Genomic DNA, 22,738 nt, shown 5'->3' with positions numbered 1-22,738 from the left:
AGCTTAGACTACAAATCTTTGCGGATGGCCTAAATTGGTTAAAGTCGTATAAATTTCTTCTTCGTGTTCACAAATGATCAGTTTGGCACGATGCTGTGGCGGTAAAAAACCATCTTCAACGGCGCGGTCCAGCTGCGCAATCAAGGCATCATAGAAGCCATTCACGTTATAGAGCATCATCGGTTTCTGGTGCTGGTTTAGCTGACCCCAAGTGGCAATTTCCAGAATTTCCTCAAACGTGCCCAGTCCACCCGGTAATGCCACAAAGGCACAGGCCCGCTCGGCCATCATAGCCTTGCGTTGATGCATGCTGGTCACCACATGTAATTCGGTGAGCTGGTTATGGGCAATTTCATAATCCAGCATAAATTCAGGAATCACCCCTACAGCTTCACCGCCATGCTGGATCATGGCATCCGCGACCTGTCCCATCAAGCCAATACTGGCGCCACCGTAAACCAGCCCGAAACCATGTTCTGCCAGTCCTTGCGAGAGATGAATGGCTTTTTCTAAATAAACCGGTTTGTTGCCTGCACGTGAACCACAATAGAGAGCCACTAGAGGGCGAGTTGTTTTTGGGGAGTTGTCTTTAAAATAATCTGTCATTTGAATTACGCTTTGCATTTATTTTCTTCACCTTATCATTTTTCTTTCTTGTGACTATAGCTTAATTAATAAATATGACAATTCTGTGTGCGGCTACATTTTCACTGCAATAGGGCTCAGCAAAATTCATCGATAAACAGCTATGAAAACAGGTGAATTTCGATTTGATCTTGCTATACTAAAAATTGGTTTCACAACAATAGAACGAAAATGGGTAGTGGTAGTTGGCCGTGTAACTCTATAAATCGCCGTCAAGTAATTGGTATTGTTCAATATCAAAAATATTATGCTGTTTCATTACAGTCTCGGTTCATTCAATGCTGCAGTCCTGAGTTTCAGGAGCCAAGCGTATGATCTTTGAATGGATGTCGGACCCTTCAGCCTGGGTCGGTTTACTCACATTAATTGTTCTTGAGATTGTACTCGGGATCGACAATCTGGTTTTTATTGCCATTTTGGCGGAGAAACTGCCACCCGAACAGCGTAATGCAGCGCGGATTGTGGGCTTAATGCTGGCCTTGGTAATGCGTTTGATCTTGCTGGCCTCGATTGCCTGGGTGGTCACTCTGACTGATCCACTGTTCCATATTTTTGATCATGCTTTCTCAGGTCGAGATCTGATTCTATTGTTTGGTGGGGTGTTCCTGCTGTTTAAAGGCACCATGGAACTGCATGAGCGTCTGGAAGCCAAACCGGTCATCAAAGAAGAAAATCCGGTCCATGCAGTATTCTGGATGGTGATTGTCCAGATCGTGGTGTTGGATGCCGTTTTCTCATTGGACAGTGTGATTACTGCGGTTGGCATGGTCAAAGACCTGTCAGTGATGATGATTGCCGTGATTATTGCCATCGGGATTATGCTCTGGGCCTCCAAAGCCCTGATGGATTTTGTCAACAAGCATCCGACCGTGGTGATTCTGTGTCTGGGCTTTCTGATGATGATCGGTTTCTCGCTGGTGGTAGAAGGCTTTGGTTTCCATATTCCGAAAGGCTATCTATATGCTGCGATTGGTTTCTCGGTCATTGTCGAATTTATCAACCAGACCATGAAACGCAATCAGGAAAAAATGGTGACCACCACCGACATGCGCTACCGTACTGCTTCTGCCGTAATGCGGATGCTGGGTGGTAAACCTGCTCAGGACAATGATTCGTCTGAACCGGAAGATGTTCTGGCCACCCGTGCCTTTGCCGATGAAGTCTTTAATGATGACAATGGCATCTATCATAGTGTCATGGTACAGGGCGTACTGGGTCTGTCTGAACGTCCGGTCAAATCGGTAATGACGCCGCGTCCTGAACTGGAATGGATTGACCTGGACAATGATGCCGACAGTATTAAAGAGCAGTTATTGCAGATGAGCCACTCGCGTCTGATTATCGCCCGGGGTGAACTGGATAATATTGCCGGGGTGGTACTGACCCATAAAGTCCTCAATGAATACATTGAAACGGGGGTGCTGGATTTTGAAAAACATTTACGTGAACCGGTGATTGTGCATGAAAATGCCCAGGTCCTGATGGTGATGGAACAATTGCGTCAGGCTCCATTGCAGATGGCGATTGTCCTGAATGAATATGGTTCGATTGAAGGAATTGCTACCCCAATTGATGTACTAGAGGCAATTGCCGGTGAATTCCCGGATGAAGATGAGCTACAAGCTGCTGCAGAAAGCCTGGAAGATGGCAGCCTGATTCTGGATGGTTCCACCGATATTCGTCATGTTTCCTTGCTGCTGGATCGTGATCTGGTCAATGAAACCGAAGAATATTCGACTTTATCTGGTTATGTATTGTTCCATATGGCACGTTTACCACATAGCGGTGAAAAGTTTGAAGCAGATGGGCATATCTTTGAGGTCGTGACGATGGACGGTCATAAGATCGATAAAGTGCATATCATTCCGCAGCTTCCTGCACAGGACTAGATTCTAGCCAATGTTTGGCCTGTAAAGTTTGCTAAAATAGCCCGCATTGTCGGGCTATTTTTATGGAACTGAAATGTCAGAAGCATGTCCATGTGGACAAGGCGAATATCACAGTTGTTGTCAGCCACTGCATGTAGGGCAAAAGGTCTCAGAGACTGCACAGCAACTCATGCGTTCCCGTTATAGTGCCTTCGCGAAGCATGAAATCGATTACATCAAAACCACCACCGCGCTGGGTCAGCAACAGGCACTGGACCTGCAGGCGATTAGCGATTGGAGCAAAGCCAATCAGTGGTTAAAGCTTGAGATAGTTCAAGCCGATGAAAAATTAGATAAAAATCATGCATTGGTTGAGTTCAAGGCTCATTATCATGATGGTAAGCAGGCACAGATACATCATGAAGTTTCACATTTTGTGAAGCTGGAAGGTCGCTGGTATTTCCTGGATCCGACCACGGATCAGACCCTCGGCATGAAACAGCCCTGTATTTGTGGTTCAGGTAAAAAATTTAAGCAATGTTGTGCCGGATTCTTATAACTTTCACACAGATTTAGCTTAGAATAGCCGCCATCTCAAAGCCTCAGGTGGAAGCAGGGCGATGTTACTGACCGTCATCTATATTATTGCAATTACCGCTGAAGCCATGACCGGGGCACTGTCCGCTGGCCGGCGCAGCATGGACTGGTTTGGCGTGATGATTATTGCCTGTGTTACTGCACTGGGTGGTGGTTCGGTCCGCGATGTTCTGCTTGGACATTATCCCCTGACCTGGGTCAAACATCCCGAATATCTGGTGCTGACCTGTTGCGCAGCCTTCGTCACTATCCTGATTGCCAAATGGATGCGACAGTTACGTAATGTCTTCCTGGTGCTGGATGCCTTGGGCCTGATTGGCTTTACCATTATTGGCTGTCAGATTGCCCTGGAAATGGGACATGGTTTTGTGGTCAGCGCCGTCGCGGGTGTTTTGACCGGTGTGTCTGGCGGGATTTTGCGTGACATTTTATGTAATGACGTGCCGCTGGTGTTCCGCCGTGAACTGTATGCCAGTATTGCCTTTGTTTCAGTGATCTTTTACTGGCTCTGTAGCCACTACGGCTTGTCGCAGGATCTGACCATTTTGTCTACCCTGATTTTTGGTTTTAGCTTACGTCTAATCGCCATCTATTTTGGTCTGGAAATGCCAAAATTCATTTATAAATATGATGATGAGCACTCGGCATCTTCCAAAGACGAATCTTAATTTTTAAATGTATAAAGTGCGGCAATAAAAATAGCCGCATTCAGCTCAATTCGTAGTATAAAAAATATAAAGCAGCCCACCTGTTGAGAAAGCAGCATCTCCCGTTCCACCTGATCAGAGATTTTTGTTATGGATTTAGTTTCTCGCATACAACGCTTACCGATTGGTAGGTTTCACTACACCTTGCTGGTGGTGATTGGACTGGGCTGGATGTTTGATGCGATGGATACCGGATTGATTTCCTTTATCCTGGCAAAAATGGCTGAAGACTGGCAGATGACTGCCGATCAAAAAAGCTGGGTGGTGTCGATCGGTTTTGTCGGCATGGCGATCGGGGCGATTTGTTCAGGTGGCCTGGCAGACCGTTTTGGCCGTAAAACAGTCTTTGCTGCGACCCTGGTCATTTATAGCCTGGCCACTGCAGCTTGTGCTTTTGCACCGGATCTGACCTGGCTGCTGGTATTCCGTTTTATCGTCGGTTTGGGCTTGGGTGGTCAGCTACCCGTGGCCGTAACGCTGGTCAGTGAATATATTCCTGCGCATGTACGTGGCCGTTTTATTGTCTTGCTGGAAAGTTTTTGGGGGCTGGGCTGGCTGGTCGCGGCGCTAGTATCGCGCTTTATCATTCCAGATTTTGGCTGGCAAACCGCTTTCATGATTGGTGGCCTGCCTGCGCTGTATGCCATCGTGATCTGGAAAATGGTGCCGGAATCTATTCCTTTCCTGATTAACCGTGGCCGTATAGAGGAAGCTTCGGCACTGGTGAAAAAGATTGAGCGTCAATGTGGCGTTCAAGTCTATGAAATTTTTGAAGTGAAACCGGTCGCAGAGAAGCAGAATATTTCATTTTCCCAGTTATGGTCGGGTATCTTTGCGCGCCGTACGCTTATGCTCTGGCTGATCTGGTTCGGTATTATCTTTTCCTATTATGGCATCTTTACCTGGTTGCCAAGTTTACTGGTCAAAGAAGGCTATAGCATTGTCCAGTCTTTTGAATATGTGCTGATTATGATTCTGGCGCAGTTGCCCGGTTATCTGGTGGCGGCATGGCTGGTCGAAAAACTCGGTCGTAAGCCGACTTTGGCCGGCTTTATTGGCATGTGCGCGATTTCTGCCTATTTCTTTGGTCAGTCGGGTAGTGTTACTGAAATCGTGATTTGGGGCTGTCTGATGTCCTTCTTTAATCTGGGTGCCTGGGGCGTACTCTATACTTATACGCCGGAACAATATCCGACCAATATCCGTGCCTTTGGTTCAGGCTGGGCCGGGGCTGTTGGCCGGATTGGCGGTATCGCGGCACCTTTTGCTGTAACCCATCTGATGGGTATGCCGAATGGCTTTAGCTATGTCTTTACCATGTTTACGGCAGTTCTGGTCGCTGTCGCGATTGTGATTCTGGTCTTGGGTGAAGAAACCAAAGGCAAGACCCTCGAATCGATGGGCTTATAAAGGGAATGATTTTTTAGTTGCTTAGGGCCTATAAAGTGGATATTTTTAGGCCATAAGACACAAATTGTCGCGCTGAACGATTTGATGCCCTTGTGTCATCTACAGCCACGACTTAGCATAAGAAACATTGATACAAAAACGAATTATTTAGGACTATAGGTTGTTATGACAAGCCTTGCGCATCATGCGACAGAAAACCGCTCCGTAGCAGAATTTACCGAACAAGCTTATCTGAATTACGCCATGTACGTGATTATGGATCGGGCACTTCCTCATATTAGCGATGGCCTGAAACCGGTACAGCGCCGGATTGTCTATGCCATGAGTGAGCTGGGCCTGAAATGGACCAGCAAACCGAAGAAATCGGCACGTACAGTCGGTGACGTACTGGGTAAATATCATCCGCATGGTGACTCGGCCTGTTATGAAGCCATGGTGCTGATGGCACAGCCCTTTAGTTATCGTTACCCGTTTATTGAAGGGCAGGGCAACTGGGGTTCACCAGATGATCCAAAGTCTTTCGCAGCGATGCGTTATACCGAAGCCAAGCTTTCCCAGTACAGTGAACTATTACTGTCTGAACTGGGACAGGGCACCTGTGAATGGCAGGACAACTTTGACGGCTCGATGAAAGAACCGGTGAACTTGCCGGCACGTGTACCGAACATCTTGCTGAATGGCACCACTGGTATTGCTGTCGGTATGGCCACAGACATTCCACCGCATAACCTGCGTGAAGTGGTCAAAGGGACGATTGCGCTAATTCGTAATCCGAACCTGACCGATGAAAAAATCGCAGAATATATTCCTGCGCCAGACTTGCCGACCAAAGCCGAAATTATCACCCCGCCTGCTGAACTGTTAAAAATTCAGACCACAGGTCGTGGCAGTTATCGCATGCGTGCGGTCTATAGCGTCGATAAAAACGAAATTATCATCACCGAACTGCCATATCAGGTCTCAGGCTCCAAAATCATCACCCAGATTGCCGATCAGATGCAGGCCAAAAAACTGCCACTGGTCAGTGATGTACGGGATGAATCGGATCATGCCAATCCAACCCGTTTAGTCATTGTTCTGCGTTCGAATCGTATTGATGCCGAATCGGTGATGAGTCACTTGTTTGCCACCACCGATCTGGAATCCAGTTATCGTGTCAATATGAACATGATTGGTGCCGATGGCCGTCCACAGGTGAAATCAATTCGTCGTATTTTGCTGGAATGGATTGAAATCCGTAAAACCACGGTAACACGCCGTCTGCAATATCATCTGAACAAGATCGAAAAACGCCTACATATTCTCGGCGGTCTGATCATTGCTTATCTGAATATTGACGAAGTGATTCAGATTATTCGTGAAGAAGATCAGCCAAAACCAGTTTTGATGCAGCGTTTTAATATTGACGAGATTCAGGCCGAAGCGATTCTAGAACTAAAATTGCGTCATTTAGCCAAGCTTGAAGAAATGGAAATGCGCCGTGAGCAGGAAGAACTGGAAGCAAAAGCGGCATTAATTCGTGAACAACTGGCCAATCCAGAATCTTTAAAAAGCCTGATCATTTCTGAACTGAAAGACGATGCCAAGAAATTTGGTGATGATCGCCGTTCGCCAATCGTACAACGTGCCGAAGCTGCTGCAATTAATGAAACTGAAATGTTGCCGGCCGATCCGGTAACGGTGGTGTTATCAGAAGCTGGCTGGATTCGCTGTGCCAAAGGTCATGAAGTCGATGCAGAAAATCTGAATTTCCGTGCGGGTGATCAGTACTTGAGTCATGCACAGGGCAAATCCAATCAACGCGTTTATGTATTAGATGACACTGGCCGTAGCTATGCCTTGGCCATCAACACATTGCCATCCGCACGTGGTCTCGGTGAGCCGCTCAGTTCAAAACTGTCTCCTGGCAGTGGGGTGGGTTTTAAACAGGTTCTGGTGGCAGAGGATGAAACTGAAATTCTAGCGGCAAGTAATAAAGGTTATGGTTTTAAAACCCAGGCCAAGCAGCTGGATACCAGTGCCAAAGCGGGGAAAGCTTTCCTGAATTTATCTGAAGGGGCAGAGGTCATGAACCTGCAGCCACTCGATGATGCCACGCATGTTGCACTGCTCAGTTCAGCAGGACGCCTGTTGATTGTCGATTTAGCAGAATTACCTGTATTGAACAAAGGTAAAGGAAATAAATTGATACAACTTGAAGATAGTGATCAAATTTTGTCCATGACAATATTGAAGCTTGATGAAATAATTCAAGTGCTTGCAGGACAACAGCAGTTAAAATTAAAAGGGGATGATTTGCGCAAATATATCGGTAAGCGCGGTGCAAAAGGACAGCTTTTACCACGCGGATATCAAAAAGCAAATAAACTGTTGATTCAAAGATAAGACTAGCATCCATCCTGCGAAATACGTTATATATGAACAACGATTCAACAAGATGGATGCAATATCGCACATATACAAGTCTAAAAATGGCGTGTGATATTGAAAAAAACAGTTGAAATACTAAGGATTATGATTGGAGAGATGGCCATTATGGAAAAAATTTGGTTTGCTGAATACCAAAAAACAGGGATTCCAGAAACAGTAGAATTACCAGCAGAAAATACTTCTCTAGTAGATATTTTTGAGCGTAATTTCCAAAAATTCGGCTCGCGTGATGCCTTTATCTTTATGGATAAGGCAATGACTTTCAATGAACTGGAAGAGGCGAGCCGTAAGTTTGCAACTTATCTACAAAGCTTGGGGTTGGCAAAAGGTTCACGTGTGGCAGTGATGATGCCAAACGTTCTTCAGTATCCGGTTGTGGCACTTGGGGTGTTCCGCGCAGGTTTGGTATTGGTCAACGTGAATCCACTCTACACATCGCGTGAACTTGAGCATCAATTGAATGACTCAGGCGCTGAAGTACTGGTAATTATTGAGAACTTTGCTTCTGTTTATCAAGCGATTATTGGTAAAACACCAGTGAAACATGTCGTGGTCGCTTCTGTCGGTGACATGCTGGGTGCCTTGAAAGGCACACTGGTGAACTTTGTATTGCGTTCTGTACGCAAGCAAATTCCAGCTTGGGATATTCCAGGCCATGTGAGATTTAATGCGGCCTTGTCTAAAGTTAATCCAAGTAACTATAAACGCCCTGAATTGACCCTTAGTGATACTGCAGTTCTTCAGTACACAGGTGGTACCACGGGTGTATCTAAAGGTGCTGAACTGACGCATCGTAATCTGGTTGCGAACATGTTGCAGTGTGACGGTATCTTCCAGAGTAAATTTGGTGCGCAAGATGGCCAGCCAGATGACCGTATTTTCTGTGCTTTGCCGCTTTATCATATCTTTGCTTTCATGGTTTGTGCACTTTACGGTATGTACAAAGGTCAGGCCAACGTTCTGATTCCAAACCCGCGTGATTTACCTGCGGTAATGAAAGAGCTGCGTAAATATCAACCGACTTTCTTCCCGGCAGTGAACACATTGTTCAATGCGCTGGTAAACAATGAAGAGTTTAAGCAACTTGATCATAGCAAATTGAAAATGGCGATGGGTGGCGGTATGGCCGTACTTCCTTCTACTGCAGCAGCATGGAAGAAAGTCACTGGAACCAATATCGTTGAAGGTTATGGCTTGTCTGAAACTTCTCCGGTGGCAACAGCAAATCCACCTGCATCTGAAGAATTCAGTGGCACTATTGGCATTCCATTGCCATTAACTGAAGTGGCTATTCTGGATGATGAAGGCAATGAAGTTCCACTGGGTGAGCAAGGTGAAATTTCAATCCGTGGTCCTCAGGTCATGAAAGGCTATTGGAACCGTCCGGATGAAACTGAAAAAGTCATGGTGAATGGCTTCTTCCGTACCGGTGATATCGGTGTCATGGATTCACGTGGTTATGTGAAAATTGTAGACCGTAAGAAAGACATGATTTTAGTGTCTGGTTTTAACGTCTATCCATCTGAAATTGAAGAAGTTGTAGCAACTCATCCAAAAGTACTGGAAGTGGCTGCGATTGGTGTGCCAGATGAAAAATCGGGTGAAGTGCCAAAACTGTTTGTCGTGAAAAAAGATCCGTCTTTAACCACAGAAGAAGTTTTAGCATTCGCTAAAGAAAACCTGACCGGTTATAAACGTCCACGTTATGTCGAGTTTATGGATGAATTGCCAAAATCAAACGTAGGTAAAATCCTGCGTAAAGATTTACGTAAAACAGCCTAATACCTATAAGAAAAAAAAGCGCCGTCAGGCGCTTTTTTTGATTTGGACTTTTTATTTTTTCATTAACCAGCGATCAAAATAAGGACGACCTACACCAACTACTCCCAAGAAGATAAACATGGTGCCAAACTGGCGAGTAAATCCGGTTTGATTAAAGCTGCCATAACTTAGAATGTTATCGACCAAGCAATACACCAGAATCGCGACCAGCCAGTGCCAGAGAGGCATACGCTTGATACCGACGAAATAAAAGGCAATCCATAAAATGGCAAAGGTGAAGATTGGTGACCAGATATTCATATTGGCACAAATGACAGCCATCAGAAATGCCACAATCGGCAGGACAATTTTTAATACGCGATCCACTTGACGTTGATGCTGGCGTTGTTTCTCGAGGACATCGAACATTTCATTTTGATCAGGCGCGACCATAGTGAATCCTTAACAAGTAATAAAAAGCACTCTATTTAACAAAATTTATTCACGAAATGCCATGCTATGATAGAGATAAAATTTTCATGAGAAAAAACAGATGCACAGCATTAGTGGGGTTATTTATCTCATTTTGGCCGCTTGTCTTTTGCCTTATGTGTTTACATTGATTGCAAAAAAATCAGCAGGCTTCAGCAGCAAAGACAATCAGAACCCACGGGCATTTTTAGAAAAGTCTTCAGGCTTGGCCAGTCGCGCCAATGCTGCCCAGCAGAACAGCTTTGAAAGTTTACCACTCTTTATTGCTGCTATTTTAATGGCGGAATATATGGTGGTGCCGCAAAGTGTAGTGATGACTTTTGGTGTGGCCTATCTAGTTTTTCGTGTGTTGTACGGAATCTGCTATTTGGCCAACTGGGCGACTTTACGCTCCATCGTATGGTTGCTCTCGATGTTATGTCCGGTGGCTTTATTGCTGCTGATCATCAAGTTGGTTTAAGTCATCAAGTCTGTGGACATATTTACAGTTCGATATTTTAAAATCCAAAAAAATCTTTAAAAACCGTTATAATTGTCGCGGTTTTTTAAAAGATATAACTTGTTAAAGAGTGATGCTATGAGCTACAGCAATATCCCAGCGGGTAAAGATGCGCCAAATGATATCTATGTGATCATCGAAATTCCTGCAAATGCAGCACCAATCAAATACGAAATCGATAAAGATTCTGATGCGTTATTTGTAGACCGTTTCATGGGTACAGCAATGTTCTACCCAGCAAACTACGGTTATGTACCAAACACATTATCGCTTGATGGTGACCCATTAGACGTACTGGTTGTAACGCCTCATCCAGTAGAGCCAGGTTCAGTCATTCGTTGTCGTCCTGTCGGTAAATTGAACATGGAAGATGACGGTGGTGTTGATGCGAAACTGGTTGCAGTTCCACATGACAAACTGACTCCAATCTACAAAGATGTTCAGGAATATACTGATCTTCCTCCATTGTTGATTAGCCAGATCGAACATTTCTTCCAGCACTACAAAGATTTAGAGCCAGGAAAATGGGTCAAGCTCAGTGGTTGGGAAGGTGCTGATGTTGCGAAACAAGAAGTTATGAGCTCAATCGAAGCTTATGCAGAAGCAAACAAATAATTGCTTTCTGTGGTCTAGGCTTTAAAATTTTAAAGCCTAGAATAAAAAAAAACCTGCACAATGTGCAGGTTTTTTTATGGCTTGAAATTCGTGTGAATTAGAATAATTTCACAGGAATGTCTAACCAGATACGCCATTCATTAGTGTCACCAATGTAGTTGCCAGCTTGGTAGTTGTCGCTAGCACGTAGGTAAGAGTGACGAACACGTAAGCTACTATCTTTGGCAAAACCAGATTGAACCGTATATTTTACTTGGTTAAAGAACTCACGTTCTTGGCCTTCTTTATCTGAGTTATTTACGTTGATATCCCAACCGTATACAAATGCAGAAGTCCAGTTTAAACCAGGAAGACCGTGGTTCTTGAAGCTGTAATTATATTGCAAGCCAAGCGATTTCTCATCATTACCAACAAAGTCAGATAAGTATGAGTTTGGCATGTAAATAGATTGTGCACCGTCCGCATTGCTACCATAGTCATAGCCGGTATTACCACTATTCTGTTGATAAGCGAGCATTACATTATGTACATCTTTATTATAAGTAGTAGAAACTGCCCAGATAGAGTTTTGACGGTCAGACAAGTCTGTAGTTGTTTCTGAGAAAGTGGACGCATCTTTATCAAATTCAGTATGATAACCACTGAAGTCATGAGTTAAGGTGCTGTCATTAGCCAAGGTATAGCTATAGTTCGCATTAACATAGTGACGATCAAGTTTATCTTTAACATCTACACCATAATAAGATGTATTGAAGGCATCATTAAATTTATATTTCGCACCCCAAACCACAGCACGGTCAAGTTCATTCCCATCAGAATTGATTTGGTCTGAATATTGGTTCTTTGTGAATTTACCAGCAGTCAAAGTCAGGTTATCAATTTCGTTACTTGTAACCAATAAACCTTCGAAATATTCCGGTACTAAACGTGCTGTATTACTTGCTAATACAGGAATATCAAGAACCTGAGTACCATATACAGCAGTTGTGTTAGACACGCGAGCTTTTATATAAGCACCACCACGTGCCCAGTGATCGTAAGTATCACCAATGCCTTTTTTATATTCCCCCTGGTCATTAAAACCAGCTTCACGAGGAATCATCCCATTACCAGCATTATTATTATTACCTAACTTAAATGAAGCATCACCAATAATACCAGCACCAAAGCCTACAGTACCTTGAGTAAAGCCAGAGTCTAGTTTAACAATCGCAGTTTGGGCAAATGAGCTCGTATCATTAACAACTTTGCGTTCACCTGTTTGGTTATCAGTGTAATTGGTTTTATCACGGTGCAAATAGCCAGTCCGGAAAAGTACAGAACCTTCAGCATCTTCTACAAAACCTTTAGACTCGCTTTGCTCACTAGCGAAAGCGGTAGAAACCAAAGCAGCCTGAATCAAAACTGCTAATGTTAATTTTTTTGAATTTTGCATTGGGAAGAGAGCCTTATACAAATTGATCGGAATTTTTTAGGAATTGTATAAGAATTGCTGAAAAAATGTCATTTTTTATTGGATATATTCCACTAAAGTTTAGATTTTTTTAACTCAAATTAAACAATAGCAAGGATTTGAGGTGATTAATTTCTAACCTATCGGTATAAAGTGAGTAAAAACATAATTTTATTGGAAATTATAAATGATATTTCTAAAGTGGTGAAATGAATGTGATCAGCTTATTTATTTTGAAACGGGAGAAAAATATGATCAAAAATTACGCACTATTTTTTAGCACAAATTTTAATCATTACAAAAATGGAATCAAAATGGGGCAAATTGTAAATGATTATGTATAAGTATTAAAAAAGTGATGAAATAGCCTTAAATACATTTATTTAAAAGAAAGCCTAGATAATTCAGTTTTTTATAATTTAAATTTTAAATTAAAAACAATAACTTAAATTTTATTTGTATTTTTAGATTTATTATTTTGGTTCCTTTTATCCAGATTGGCATAACTCTTGCAAATTTGGAGCTTGAGTTTAATCAATGATCATAAAAACGTCTCAGACGATCTGGGGGGAGCCACACAATGAAATTAACATTAAAAGTATTATCTCTTGCTTTATTGGGCGCTGTATCTTCTTTTACTTTTGCTGAAGAACCTGTTGCTGAACATACGGTATCTGGAAATATCAGCGTACTTTCGAGCTATAACTTGCGTGGTATTACTAACATTCCTGAAAATAGCGGCGCTACCTTACAAGGTGGACTTGATTATAACCATGCGTCTGGCTTCTATGCAGGTTGGTGGGGATCTACGCTAGATTACCCTTTGTCTGAAGAAGGACGTGATGCTTTCGAAAATAACTTCTATGCTGGCTATAGCCATGCAGTCAATGATGACTTAGGTTTAACGATCGGTACGACCTACTATTATTATTATGAATCTGATGTCAATTCTGATGGATTTGAGCTGTTACTGGGTATGAGCTATAAAGATTTGGGCGTTACAGCACAAACTCTTCTTGAAGATACTACTTGGGGCAATGCAGGTGATACCTATTTAAAAGCTACTTATAGCTATGCTTTACCACAAGATTTTAGCTTGGATACAGCTTTAGGCTTATACGCTTATGAAAAATCAGGTGACTTTATTGAAGGAACTACAGAAAGTTTTGGTTTCCGTCATTTTGACATCGGTTTAAGCAAGCCACTTGGTGACACAGGTGTAACTGCAAGCATGAATTATATCTTGGGGGGTTATGATCGTTTTGATGAAAAACAAAAGAATAAAGTCGTATTTGGACTCGGTTATAGCTTCTAATCCTCTTTAGATAAAAAGGCGACCTTAGGTCGCCTTTTTTTAATGATCTAAATCTGCTGCTGCCCGCGATAAGATAGGGCCTCCGAAAGATGCTGACTTTGAATATCTGGACTTTGATTTAAATCGGCAATGGTGCGTGCAACACGCAAGACCCGATGATAGCCGCGCGCTGATAAATTCAGTTTTTGCTGAGCCATTTCAAGCATATTCTGAGCAGACTGATCTAATGCGGCATATTGCTCTAACTGCTTTGGACTCAAACTCATATTCAAGGTATTTTGCCGTTGCATCTGAATTTCATAGGCTGCAATGACGCGTTGTCTAACCGTTTCTGAGTTTTCTGTAGGTCGATTGTCCTGTAATTCATGCGCTTGTAATGGCGGTACATCAATATGCAAATCAATCCGATCCAGCAGGGGGCCTGAAATCCGGTTCTGATAGCGCTTAATACTTTCCGGCGAACATTGGCAACGGATATCTTGATTGAATGCATACCCACATGGACAGGGATTCATGGCAGCTACTAACTGGAAATTAGCCGGAAAGGTAATTTGGCGTGATGCCCGGGAAATGACGATTTCTTTCGCTTCCAAAGGCTGACGTAGAACCTCCAGCACTTTGCGGTCGAATTCAGGCAGTTCGTCCAGAAATAAAACCCCTAAATGTGCCAGGGTAATTTCTCCTGGCTTGGGGTGTGAGCCGCCACCGACCAATGCCACCGCAGAAGCAGTATGGTGTGGTGCTCGAAACGGCCGTTGTCCAAAAGGGTGATTGGCATTCGCCACCGAATAAATACTGGCCACTTCCAGATTTTCCTGCGTCTTTAAGGGCGGCAAAATACTGGGCAATCGAGAAGCCAGCAAGGTCTTGCCTGTTCCGGGTGGGCCTCGAAACAGCAGGGAATGACCACCTGCCGCAGCAATTTCCAAGCCACGCCGTGGTCGTAATTGTCCTTTTACATCCGCCAGATCAAACTTATAAAAATGGTCTGTATTGAGTGGACTGGCTTCTATTTGCGGTAAGCGCTGCGCTTGGGAAAGATGTTCACACACTTCTTTTAAATGATTGGCTGCAAAGACTTTAAAGTCTGGGAGCTGACAGGCTTCCTGTGCATTGGGGCCAGGCAAAATCAGTTGATGCTGGTCACTTTGACAGGCAATGGCAATACTTAAGGTGCCGCTGACAGGACGTAATTGACCATCGAGGGCCAATTCTCCAATAAATTCAAGATGCTCGGTGCAATTTTCAGGCAGCTGCCCAGAGGCCACTAAAATACCTAAAGCAATCGGTAAGTCCAGACGTGAGCCATCTTTTGGCAGATCTGCAGGGGCCAGATTAATGGTCAGACGTTTGGTTGGAAATTGAAAGCCGCTATTCAAAATGGCAGAGCGTACCCGGTCTTTACTTTCACGTACCGCCGCTTCGGGAAGCCCCACTATAGTGAGCGAAGGCATACCCGAACTGACATGAACTTCGACTTCAATTAAAGGCGCATGCAGGTCCAGCAAGCCTCGCGTATAAATTTTGGCAAAAGACATTATTATTGTTCCAATATGGTGCGTTATTTTTATCGTTCTGGTGTCTTTTGTGCACTGTAGTTGTGCTTACTTTTTGTTCGAAATTTTCTCTTCTAATGCTTCCACCTGTTTCAGTAAATCATTCAGGCGATGATTGGCATTATTTAGGGCAGTACGCTGACGTTCTATTTCTTCTTTAGACACCAAATCCATTTTAGATACAGCTTCATTTAATAGGGCACGGATATTATGTTCTAAATCTTTCTTAGGTTGTTCGACTTGCTGCAAAATTGCTTGTAATAAAGTTTCAATCATTGTCTGATCCATCGCCGTAGAAAGGAGCGCACAGTTTAGCATTGCTAAAATGCAGACTATAGTATTTCAGACAAAATATAGACTTATTCGATTAAAGATATTGTAAAAATCCACATAAAAAATGTCTATTTTTTGAAGATTCAAAGCCTTTATCCGTATAAAATAAGGTATAAATAAACCACATGCCAGGCTTTCTAATTTCCCCCGACCTTAGGAATCTTGGCATGAAATTTGAACGTAAAACCTTACTGGTGAAATAAGCCGAAGGAAAACAAACATGAAGCTCGTAACTGCAATTGTAAAACCTTTTAAATTAGACGATGTTCGCGAAGCATTGTCTGAAATTGGTGTTCAAGGCATCACTGTAACTGAAGTGAAAGGCTTTGGTCGTCAAAAAGGCCACACTGAACTCTATCGTGGTGCTGAATACGTTGTAGATTTCTTGCCGAAAGTCAAAATTGAAATCGCGATTAGCGATGAAATGGTAGACGCGGTGATTGAATCTATTACTCGTGTGGCGAGCACTGGAAAAATCGGTGACGGAAAAATTTTCGTGACTAACTTAGAACAAGTCATCCGTATTCGTACAGGTGAAACAGGTGCAGACGCTGTCTAACTTGGCACGAAGTTTGCTGAGTACCTAATAACTCACAAAAACTTGGTTGGGGGATACGAATGAAAAAAATGCTACTCGCGTTCGGCATGGCCGGCGCTCTTTTTGGTGGTTCTGTTGCATGGGCTGAAGAAGCTGCAACAGCAACAACACCGACAGAAGAAATTGTGCTTGTTGAAGAAGCAGGCGATACAACAAATACAACAATAGACACTACAGCAGCAATTGCTGAAGCAGCGCCAGTTGAAGCTGCAGCGCCTGCAGAAGAAGAACCAACGCTAGATACCGGCGATACCGCCTGGGTTTTAACCTCTACCGCTCTAGTTTTACTCATGACCATTCCTGGCTTGGCGCTATTTTATGGCGGTATGGTCCGCAAGAAAAACGTTCTGGCGACGATGGCACATAGCTTTATTGCTGCGGCGGTGGTCAGTATTGCTTGGGTGATTATTGGTTATACCCTAGCTTTCGGTGAAGGCAATGCCTTTATAGGTGGCCTGGATAAATTCATGCTGGCCGGTATTACCACAGAGGCGCTTTCAGGCACGATTCCTGAAATCCTGTTTGTGATTTTCCAAATGACTTTTGCCATCATTACGGTTGCCATCATCAGCGGTTCGATTGCAGAACGTATGAAATTTGGTGCTTTCGTTGCTTTCATCGCACTTTGGGTGGTGATCGTCTATGCACCAATTACCCACTGGGTATGGGGTGGCGGCTGGTTAGGTAACGACGGCGCGCTTGATTTTGCCGGTGGTACGGTTGTACATATCAACTCGGGTGTTGCCGGTCTGGTAGCAGCGTATATGCTAGGCAAACGTATGGGCTTGGGTCGTGAATCCATGGCACCACATAACCTGACGCTTACTGTGGTCGGTGCATCTTTGCTCTGGGTAGGCTGGTTTGGTTTCAACGGTGGTTCTGCATTAGGTGCCAACGGTTCTGCAGGCTATGCCTTGATCGTGACTCAAGTCGCAGCAGCGGCAGCAGCCATCTCTTGGTTAATCACTGAAAAACTGGCACGCGGTAAAGCTTCTGTACTGGGCGGTGTATCAGGTGCAGTTGCCGGTCTGGTGGTTATTACTCCAGCTGCAGGTTTTGTGACTGTAGGCGGTGCATTGGCGATGGGTCTGATCGGTGGTGTGGTGTGTTTCTGGGGTATTACTGCACTGAAACGCGCATTGAAAGCCGATGATTCTTTAGATGCCTTTGGCTTGCATGGTGTAGGTGGTATTGTCGGTGCGATTTTAACCGCGTTCTTTGCCAGCGAATTCATCATGGGTGACAATGCTCCTGCCAATGTCATGCATCAGCTTTGGGTACAAGTGGAAGGTGTACTGGCGACAATTGCTTACTCTGCGATCATGACCTTCATTATCCTGAAAGTCATCGACTTGATCATTGGAATCCGTGTAGCATCTGATGATGAGCGTATGGGTCTGGATTTAAGCCAACATGGCGAACGTGTCGAATAATAATAAATACACCATAATCAATATATAGTGTAAAACAGCCCGAATGGGCTGTTTTTTTTCTATATGTTGCGTAAAACTCTACAAAGTTTGTAATTTTTGCTACACTCGGAATCCATCTGGATTTGTTCAATTAAACCGCTATGCATTGCCCATTTTGCAATACTGCAGACAGTAAAGTGATTGATTCACGCCTGGCAGCTGAAGGCTGCCAGATTCGTCGTCGCCGTGAATGTGTCAGTTGTAATGAACGCTTCACTACCTTTGAAAGCTATGAAGTGGTGATGCCGCGCGTCATCAAGTCGGATGGCAAAAATGAACCTTTCGATGAAGCCAAATTACGCCGTTCCCTGATGCATGCCTTGCAAAAACGCCCGGTGACCCAGGAGCAGATTGAAACCGTGCTGAGCGATATTCAGCTACAGATTCGCCGTCTGGGTGAGCGTGATGTGAAATCACGTACCATCGGTGAAATCGTGATGCAGTCTTTATTTGCTCTGGATCATGTTGCCTATGTGCGTTTTGCTTCGGTCTATCAGGATTTTCAGGATGTCGAAGCTTTTCGTCATCAGATTGAACAGATGCAACAACGAGAATTACAAGAATAAGCATGGCTGAACTGAATCAAGATCAAATCTGGATGCGCCGGGCCATTGAATTGGCACGTCAGGGGCAATATTCCACCAAACCGAATCCGAATGTCGGCTGTGTCATTGTTAAAGATGGCATCGTGATTGGTGAAGGCTTTCATCCCCAAGCCGGCCAGCCACATGCTGAAGTCTTTGCGCTGCGTCAGGCCGGTGAACAGGCACGTGGTGCAACCGCTTATGTGACTTTGGAACCCTGTGCGCATTATGGTCGTACACCTCCATGTGCCAAAGGTTTGGTTGAAGCTGGCGTAGCTAAAGTCGTCGTGGCTTGTCCTGATCCAAATCCACTGGTCGCCGGAAAAGGTGTACAGATCCTGAAAGATGCTGGTATCGACGTTGAAGTGGGCATCTGTGAAGATGAAGCATATCCACTCAATTATGGTTTTCTGAAAGCTATGGCGACTGGGATGCCTTATGTACGTGTGAAAATTGCATCGAGTTTAGATGGTCGTACAGCCATGGCTTCGGGTGAATCGAAATGGATTACCGGTATAGAGGCTCGACAAGATGTCCAGCACTGGCGTGCGATTTCTGGTGGGGTAATTACCGGGATTGAAACAGTATTAGCCGATGATTGCCAGCTCAATGTCCGTAGCCTGAAAGGCGTTGATGACATCAGCAGGATTGTTCAGCCAAAACGGATTATTCTGGATCGCCAAGGTCGTTTGCCACTTACTGCCAAGATTTTGGAAAATCCAGAAACGGTGATGGTGATGGGACCTTATCGTCAGGAACTGGCCGATCTCGGTGTGATCCAGCTTGAGATTCAGCCGTTAAAAGAATTATTACAGTACCTGGTTCAGCAGCATCAGATTTATGACGTGCTGGTTGAGGCAGGAGCGACTTTATCTAGCGCATTTTTACAGGAAAAACTGGTGGATGAACTCATCAGTTATGTTGCACCGACTCTATTGGGGCAAACTGCGCGTAGTATGTTTAATGCAGAATTCAGCCAAATGGCAGAACAACTTCGATTCAAATTGCAGGACGTGACCCGTTTGGGTGATGACGTGCGCTTCAGGTTAATTCCTTCTCAAGAGACACTATGAATCCAGAGTCTACGGTTTACCACAAACGTCGCCATGCGGCACGTACCACAGATGAATATCTTTTCCATCAGCTGGTTCCTTATCTGGGGAACAAACGCCGTTTACTACATTTAATTCTGGAAGCACTTGAGAGCACGGGAACCCTAAAACGTGAAGATGGCCGTGCGCCGATTTTTGCTGACTTTTTTGCAGGTTCAGGCGTGGTTTCGCGCTTGGCCCGTCAGAATGGCTATCGCGTCATTGCCAATGACTGGGAACCGTATAGCCACGCGCTGAATCATGCGGTATTGGCCTGTACGGAAGCACCGGCATTTAAAGAACTCGGTGGCTATCAGAAAGCGATTGATTATCTGAACCGTTTGCCAGAAGTTAAAGGCTGGGTGACGCATAACCTGTGTCCGCGTAATGACGAAATTTATGATCCAGCCCGTGACCGTTTGTTTTTTAAACGTCGTAACGGCATGCGTATTGATGCCATCCGTCAGCAGATTGCCGCCTGGCAGGCACAAGGTGCAATTGATGATGTGGAAATGTCTGCCTTGCTGGCACCCTTGCTGTATTCCGCCAGTTTTGTCAGCAATACTTCAGGCGTTTTCAAAAGCTTTCATCATGGCTGGGGCGGGAAAACCCAAACTGCGCTGGAACGGATTGAATCATTGCTGTGGCTGACTCCAAGCCGTTTTTGCGAGTCGGATCAGAAAAAGGGAATGGCCGCAGAAATGTGGTGTGTCGATGCCCAGCATCTGGCCAACCAGATGAGCGGCTTTGAAGTAGATGTAGCTTATCTGGATCCACCGTATAATCAGCATGCTTATAGCAGTAATTATCATGTGCTGAATGCGCTGACCTTATGGGATCAGGCCGATTTACCGACTCCGGATACCAAGGGCTTTAAGAGCGGGATTGACCGGGCATGGCGCAAAGAGCGTCCGAGCCAGTACAATTCCTCTAAATATGCCAAAGAAGCTTACGAGAGCCTGTTGGCCACCATCAATGCACGTTTCATTCTGACCAGTTATTCAACTGACGGTAATATCAGCGCTACCGATTTGTTACAGGCCAATCTGAAACGTGGCCGGGTGACCTTGCTAACCCAGGATGTGCCGCGTTATCGTGTTAGCAAACAGCGCCAGTCTGAACGTGCCCGCGTGCTGGAATTTATTGTGATTACCGATACCCACGCCAAGTCAGGTCCACCGATCCGTCAATTACTCAGCCAGCTGCATCATTATGCAGAATTGGGCGGTGTGGATACGACCGGCGTTAGTACCCAGTTGGCCCTCTGGTAAAAGAATTGAAAAGGAAATAAAAATGTTTACAGGTATTATCGAAAGCCTCGGCAAAGTCGAAAGTCTGCAAAGCGTTGGCGGCGATGTACGTTTACGCATCCAGACCGATCTGGACATGTCTGATGTACATCTAGGTGATTCTATCGCGACCAATGGTATCTGCCTGACCGTGATCGACTGGGGCGAGAACTGGTATGCGGCTGATGTTTCCCGTGAAAGTCTGAACCGGACCACGCTCGGCACCTGGAAAGCCGGTCAGCCTGTCAATGTCGAAAAAGCCATGTTGCCGACTACGCGTTTTGGCGGTCATATTGTGTCAGGTCATGTCGATGCAGTCGGCGAGATCACGCTGGTTCGTGAAGATGCGCGTTCGATTTATTATGAAGTCACTGCACCTGCTGAAATTGCCAAATATCTGGCAGAAAAAGGCTCGGTCACAGTCGACGGCATCAGTCTGACGATTAATCATTTACGTGGCAGTGTGATCAGTCTGAACCTGATTCCGCATACGGCTGAACGGACCAATATCGGTACCTGGAAAGTCGGTAGCAAGGTCAATCTGGAAGTGGATGTATTGGCACGTTATATCGAGCGTTTATTGCTCGGTGATAAAGCCGCCCAAACCACTGAACAATCAAAAATCAGTATGGATTTCCTGGCTGAAAATGGTTTCTTAAAATAAGAGAAATGTTGATTTACTGAACAGTCTGATTGAAAAATTAGACTGTTTTTTTATTTTTCGGGATAATCAGCAGTTCAACTTGCAAATATTGCCTTGGTGGACGGGTCGAATGCTCGATTTTTTACTTAACTTGGAACAGTCATTGCCGCTATTGCTCGATCAATATGGGGTATGGATTTATGCAATCCTGTTTCTGGTGATTTTTGCAGAAACCGGTTCAGTGTTTTTCTTTTTCCTGCCCGGCGACAGTCTATTGCTGGCTGTGGGAGCTTTATGTGCCAGCAGCGATCTGGTGACCCTGCATTCGATGGGGCTGTTGTTATTCACTGCTTCGGTGCTGGGCTATAGCGTGAATTATTACACCGGAAAAGTTCTTGGCTTAAAATATTTCAATCAACATTCACGCTATTTTAAGCCGGAATATATGGTGAAAACCAACCACTATTTTATGAAACATGGCGGTAAAACTATTTTAATCGCACGTTTTATTCCCTTTGTCCGCTCATTTGGCCCTTTTGCTGCCGGTTCAGCGCATATGAGCTTTGCCACATTCAGCTTTTATAATATTGCGGGTGGCATCCTCTGGATTGGCACTTTATTAAGCATTGGCTATCTGCTCGGAAATGCTGCCTTTATGCTGGCAGATTTTTTGTAAGATGCGACATAGAAGATAAAAAAGCCCGAATTTTCGGGCTTTTTTAATGTGAAAGGATCATTTAAATATTGCGTGGCTGATCAGAAAATTCAGAATTTTTCAGCATATACTCGATTTCTTCTTTGGCTGCCGCACGCATTTTTTCACGAAGTGCATTCACGGTCTGTTCAATCACGGTTTCTGCCTCAAGTTCCAGACGTAAACGCACACTTTCTAATTCGGATAAAATGGACTGGTCCTCAATCTGGATGCGACCTTTGGCAAAATCAAAAGTCGTCTCAGGATTTTTTGCATAACGTGCGACATAGTGCTGCACTTCAGCCTCTAGATGCGTATTTATTTCAGCAAGCACCTGACTCTGTTCGCTAAATTTACGCTGTTCCTCATGACGTAGCTGTTCTTGATAGGCCTGTTCTTCAGCACGTTTCTCGGCCAAGGCTTTTTCAAGCGCGAGCTGTTTGCGAATACGGGCTTCTTCAATTAATTCGGCCTTGCGCTGTGCATAGGCAGCTTCAATCTTGCGTTCAGATTCTTGCTGTAAGCGCTGGTCGCGACTCTGCCATTCTTCCAAAGACGTTTCTGGTTTTAAAATATCGCAGATCCGAGAGAGGTCATCGATAAAGGTCTGACGTACAGCTTCCGGCACATTTAACCAGCGCTGTTTAAAATCGGGACCTACATTTAATGCCACGTGCCTCTCCTTG

The 22,738-nt window shown here is 44.5% G+C and carries 22 protein-coding genes; 16 read left to right on the top strand and 6 right to left on the bottom strand.

Translation table 11 applies throughout. From position 1 onward, the window contains the following. Nucleotides 1–3: 3 nt before the first annotated feature. Nucleotides 4–624, bottom strand: coding sequence for an LOG family protein (locus ACTL4S_RS12070; protein ID WP_004732555.1), 621 nt, complete (start codon nucleotides 622–624; stop codon nucleotides 4–6). Between the two features lie 332 nt (nucleotides 625–956). On the opposite strand from ACTL4S_RS12070, the gene ACTL4S_RS12065 reads away from it, so the two are divergent. The 6 genes from ACTL4S_RS12065 (at nucleotide 957) to ACTL4S_RS12040 (ending at nucleotide 9,439) form a co-directional block, all read left to right on the top strand. Continuing rightward, on the top strand, nucleotides 957–2,534 hold the full coding sequence (locus ACTL4S_RS12065) for a TerC family protein (protein ID WP_222112356.1): 1,578 nt from the start codon (nucleotides 957–959) through the stop codon (nucleotides 2,532–2,534). 73 nt (nucleotides 2,535–2,607) lie between these two features. Next, nucleotides 2,608–3,072 carry a YchJ family protein gene (locus ACTL4S_RS12060; protein ID WP_441299427.1) on the top strand — a complete coding sequence of 155 codons (465 nt, stop codon included), beginning with the start codon at nucleotides 2,608–2,610 and terminating at the stop codon, nucleotides 3,070–3,072. 61 nt (nucleotides 3,073–3,133) lie between these two features. Then, nucleotides 3,134–3,778: a trimeric intracellular cation channel family protein gene (locus ACTL4S_RS12055; RefSeq protein WP_441299426.1), complete on the top strand. Its 645-nt coding sequence runs from the start codon at nucleotides 3,134–3,136 to the stop codon at nucleotides 3,776–3,778. A gap of 129 nt (nucleotides 3,779–3,907) precedes the next feature. Then, nucleotides 3,908–5,227, top strand: coding sequence for a niacin transporter NiaP (niaP, locus tag ACTL4S_RS12050; RefSeq protein ID WP_004644895.1), 1,320 nt, complete (start codon nucleotides 3,908–3,910; stop codon nucleotides 5,225–5,227). A 165-nt stretch (nucleotides 5,228–5,392) separates the two neighbouring features. After that, nucleotides 5,393–7,612 (top strand): DNA topoisomerase IV subunit A, encoded by a 2,220-nt coding sequence (parC, locus tag ACTL4S_RS12045; RefSeq protein ID WP_441299425.1) that lies wholly within the window; start codon nucleotides 5,393–5,395, stop codon nucleotides 7,610–7,612. 150 nt (nucleotides 7,613–7,762) lie between these two features. Next, nucleotides 7,763–9,439, top strand: a complete 1,677-nt coding sequence (locus ACTL4S_RS12040; protein ID WP_004644897.1) for a long-chain-fatty-acid--CoA ligase — start codon at nucleotides 7,763–7,765, stop codon at nucleotides 9,437–9,439. A 51-nt stretch (nucleotides 9,440–9,490) separates the two neighbouring features. On the opposite strand, the gene ACTL4S_RS12035 is transcribed toward ACTL4S_RS12040, so the two are convergent. Further along, nucleotides 9,491–9,871, bottom strand: a complete 381-nt coding sequence (locus ACTL4S_RS12035; protein ID WP_005108436.1) for a hypothetical protein — start codon at nucleotides 9,869–9,871, stop codon at nucleotides 9,491–9,493. Between the two features lie 100 nt (nucleotides 9,872–9,971). Between ACTL4S_RS12035 and ACTL4S_RS12030 the strand changes: the two genes are divergently transcribed. Together ACTL4S_RS12030 and ppa are read left to right on the top strand one after the other, a co-directional pair. Then, complete coding sequence (locus ACTL4S_RS12030; protein ID WP_005108437.1) at nucleotides 9,972–10,370, top strand: MAPEG family protein; 399 nt, start codon at nucleotides 9,972–9,974, stop codon at nucleotides 10,368–10,370. A gap of 117 nt (nucleotides 10,371–10,487) precedes the next feature. After that, nucleotides 10,488–11,024, top strand: a complete 537-nt coding sequence (ppa, locus tag ACTL4S_RS12025; RefSeq protein ID WP_004732536.1) for an inorganic diphosphatase — start codon at nucleotides 10,488–10,490, stop codon at nucleotides 11,022–11,024. A gap of 97 nt (nucleotides 11,025–11,121) precedes the next feature. On the opposite strand, the gene ACTL4S_RS12020 is transcribed toward ppa, so the two are convergent. Continuing rightward, nucleotides 11,122–12,459: an OprD family outer membrane porin gene (locus ACTL4S_RS12020; RefSeq protein WP_180086762.1), complete on the bottom strand. Its 1,338-nt coding sequence runs from the start codon at nucleotides 12,457–12,459 to the stop codon at nucleotides 11,122–11,124. A 598-nt stretch (nucleotides 12,460–13,057) separates the two neighbouring features. On the opposite strand from ACTL4S_RS12020, the gene ACTL4S_RS12015 reads away from it, so the two are divergent. Then, complete coding sequence (locus tag ACTL4S_RS12015) at nucleotides 13,058–13,792, top strand: TorF family putative porin (RefSeq protein ID WP_004732532.1); 735 nt, start codon at nucleotides 13,058–13,060, stop codon at nucleotides 13,790–13,792. Nucleotides 13,793–13,839: 47 nt separating this feature from the next. On the opposite strand, the gene ACTL4S_RS12010 is transcribed toward ACTL4S_RS12015, so the two are convergent. Then, entirely contained in the window at nucleotides 13,840–15,330 is a 1,491-nt protein-coding gene (locus tag ACTL4S_RS12010; RefSeq protein ID WP_441299424.1) for a YifB family Mg chelatase-like AAA ATPase, read from the bottom strand. Nucleotides 15,331–15,396: 66 nt separating this feature from the next. Further along, nucleotides 15,397–15,624, bottom strand: coding sequence for an accessory factor UbiK family protein (locus tag ACTL4S_RS12005; RefSeq protein ID WP_044108966.1), 228 nt, complete (start codon nucleotides 15,622–15,624; stop codon nucleotides 15,397–15,399). A 277-nt stretch (nucleotides 15,625–15,901) separates the two neighbouring features. Here ACTL4S_RS12005 and glnK point away from each other — a divergent pair, with 277 nt between their 5' ends. The 7 genes from glnK to ACTL4S_RS11970 all read left to right on the top strand — a co-directional run bounded on the left by glnK (nucleotide 15,902) and on the right by ACTL4S_RS11970 (nucleotide 22,034). Continuing rightward, a complete protein-coding gene (gene glnK, locus ACTL4S_RS12000; protein WP_004281042.1) occupies nucleotides 15,902–16,240 on the top strand; it encodes a P-II family nitrogen regulator in 339 nt (112 codons plus the stop codon). 59 nt (nucleotides 16,241–16,299) lie between these two features. Beyond that, complete coding sequence (locus tag ACTL4S_RS11995) at nucleotides 16,300–17,712, top strand: ammonium transporter (protein ID WP_441299423.1); 1,413 nt, start codon at nucleotides 16,300–16,302, stop codon at nucleotides 17,710–17,712. 140 nt (nucleotides 17,713–17,852) lie between these two features. Next, nucleotides 17,853–18,317, top strand: a complete 465-nt coding sequence (gene nrdR / locus ACTL4S_RS11990; RefSeq protein ID WP_004281044.1) for a transcriptional regulator NrdR — start codon at nucleotides 17,853–17,855, stop codon at nucleotides 18,315–18,317. Between the two features lie 2 nt (nucleotides 18,318–18,319). Beyond that, complete coding sequence (gene ribD, locus ACTL4S_RS11985) at nucleotides 18,320–19,408, top strand: bifunctional diaminohydroxyphosphoribosylaminopyrimidine deaminase/5-amino-6-(5-phosphoribosylamino)uracil reductase RibD (protein WP_441299422.1); 1,089 nt, start codon at nucleotides 18,320–18,322, stop codon at nucleotides 19,406–19,408. After that, nucleotides 19,405–20,697: a DNA adenine methylase gene (locus ACTL4S_RS11980; protein WP_441299421.1), complete on the top strand. Its 1,293-nt coding sequence runs from the start codon at nucleotides 19,405–19,407 to the stop codon at nucleotides 20,695–20,697. Before ribD ends, ACTL4S_RS11980 begins: the two co-directional genes overlap by 4 nt. A gap of 22 nt (nucleotides 20,698–20,719) precedes the next feature. Beyond that, the gene (locus tag ACTL4S_RS11975) at nucleotides 20,720–21,379 is read left to right on the top strand and encodes a riboflavin synthase (RefSeq protein WP_004644909.1); all 660 of its coding nucleotides are present in this window, start codon (nucleotides 20,720–20,722) and stop codon (nucleotides 21,377–21,379) included. A 109-nt stretch (nucleotides 21,380–21,488) separates the two neighbouring features. Beyond that, complete coding sequence (locus tag ACTL4S_RS11970; protein WP_004281049.1) at nucleotides 21,489–22,034, top strand: VTT domain-containing protein; 546 nt, start codon at nucleotides 21,489–21,491, stop codon at nucleotides 22,032–22,034. 61 nt (nucleotides 22,035–22,095) lie between these two features. Here the strand turns inward: ACTL4S_RS11970 and blhA are convergent, their stop codons facing one another. Continuing rightward, on the bottom strand, nucleotides 22,096–22,725 hold the full coding sequence (blhA, locus tag ACTL4S_RS11965) for a cell division protein BlhA (RefSeq protein WP_004281050.1): 630 nt from the start codon (nucleotides 22,723–22,725) through the stop codon (nucleotides 22,096–22,098). Nucleotides 22,726–22,738 lie beyond the last annotated feature (13 nt).

Source organism: Acinetobacter lwoffii, assembly GCF_052078135.1.
GTDB lineage: Bacteria > Pseudomonadota > Gammaproteobacteria > Pseudomonadales > Moraxellaceae > Acinetobacter > Acinetobacter lwoffii_Z.
This window is presented reverse-complemented; position numbering and strand designations above follow the sequence as displayed.

Excerpts from the sequence above, each read along its gene's own strand:
- ACTL4S_RS11975 (WP_004644909.1), top strand. The coding sequence starts at position 20,720 with ATGTTTACAGGTATTATCGAAAGCCTCGGCAAAGTCGAAAGTCTGCAA.
- ACTL4S_RS12020 (WP_180086762.1), bottom strand. The coding sequence starts at position 12,459 with ATGCAAAATTCAAAAAAATTAACATTAGCAGTTTTGATTCAGGCTGCT.
- ACTL4S_RS12030 (WP_005108437.1), top strand. The coding sequence starts at position 9,972 with ATGCACAGCATTAGTGGGGTTATTTATCTCATTTTGGCCGCTTGTCTT.
- ACTL4S_RS12010 (WP_441299424.1), bottom strand. The coding sequence starts at position 15,330 with ATGTCTTTTGCCAAAATTTATACGCGAGGCTTGCTGGACCTGCATGCG.
- nrdR (WP_004281044.1), top strand. The coding sequence starts at position 17,853 with ATGCATTGCCCATTTTGCAATACTGCAGACAGTAAAGTGATTGATTCA.
- ACTL4S_RS12005 (WP_044108966.1), bottom strand. The coding sequence starts at position 15,624 with ATGATTGAAACTTTATTACAAGCAATTTTGCAGCAAGTCGAACAACCT.
- ribD (WP_441299422.1), top strand. The coding sequence starts at position 18,320 with ATGGCTGAACTGAATCAAGATCAAATCTGGATGCGCCGGGCCATTGAA.
- ACTL4S_RS12060 (WP_441299427.1), top strand. The coding sequence starts at position 2,608 with ATGTCAGAAGCATGTCCATGTGGACAAGGCGAATATCACAGTTGTTGT.
- ACTL4S_RS11980 (WP_441299421.1), top strand. The coding sequence starts at position 19,405 with ATGAATCCAGAGTCTACGGTTTACCACAAACGTCGCCATGCGGCACGT.
- glnK (WP_004281042.1), top strand. The coding sequence starts at position 15,902 with ATGAAGCTCGTAACTGCAATTGTAAAACCTTTTAAATTAGACGATGTT.
- ppa (WP_004732536.1), top strand. The coding sequence starts at position 10,488 with ATGAGCTACAGCAATATCCCAGCGGGTAAAGATGCGCCAAATGATATC.
- niaP (WP_004644895.1), top strand. The coding sequence starts at position 3,908 with ATGGATTTAGTTTCTCGCATACAACGCTTACCGATTGGTAGGTTTCAC.
- ACTL4S_RS12065 (WP_222112356.1), top strand. The coding sequence starts at position 957 with ATGATCTTTGAATGGATGTCGGACCCTTCAGCCTGGGTCGGTTTACTC.
- ACTL4S_RS11995 (WP_441299423.1), top strand. The coding sequence starts at position 16,300 with ATGAAAAAAATGCTACTCGCGTTCGGCATGGCCGGCGCTCTTTTTGGT.
- ACTL4S_RS12015 (WP_004732532.1), top strand. The coding sequence starts at position 13,058 with ATGAAATTAACATTAAAAGTATTATCTCTTGCTTTATTGGGCGCTGTA.
- ACTL4S_RS12070 (WP_004732555.1), bottom strand. The coding sequence starts at position 624 with ATGCAAAGCGTAATTCAAATGACAGATTATTTTAAAGACAACTCCCCA.
- ACTL4S_RS12040 (WP_004644897.1), top strand. The coding sequence starts at position 7,763 with ATGGAAAAAATTTGGTTTGCTGAATACCAAAAAACAGGGATTCCAGAA.
- ACTL4S_RS12035 (WP_005108436.1), bottom strand. The coding sequence starts at position 9,871 with ATGGTCGCGCCTGATCAAAATGAAATGTTCGATGTCCTCGAGAAACAA.
- ACTL4S_RS12055 (WP_441299426.1), top strand. The coding sequence starts at position 3,134 with ATGTTACTGACCGTCATCTATATTATTGCAATTACCGCTGAAGCCATG.
- ACTL4S_RS11970 (WP_004281049.1), top strand. The coding sequence starts at position 21,489 with ATGCTCGATTTTTTACTTAACTTGGAACAGTCATTGCCGCTATTGCTC.
- parC (WP_441299425.1), top strand. The coding sequence starts at position 5,393 with ATGACAAGCCTTGCGCATCATGCGACAGAAAACCGCTCCGTAGCAGAA.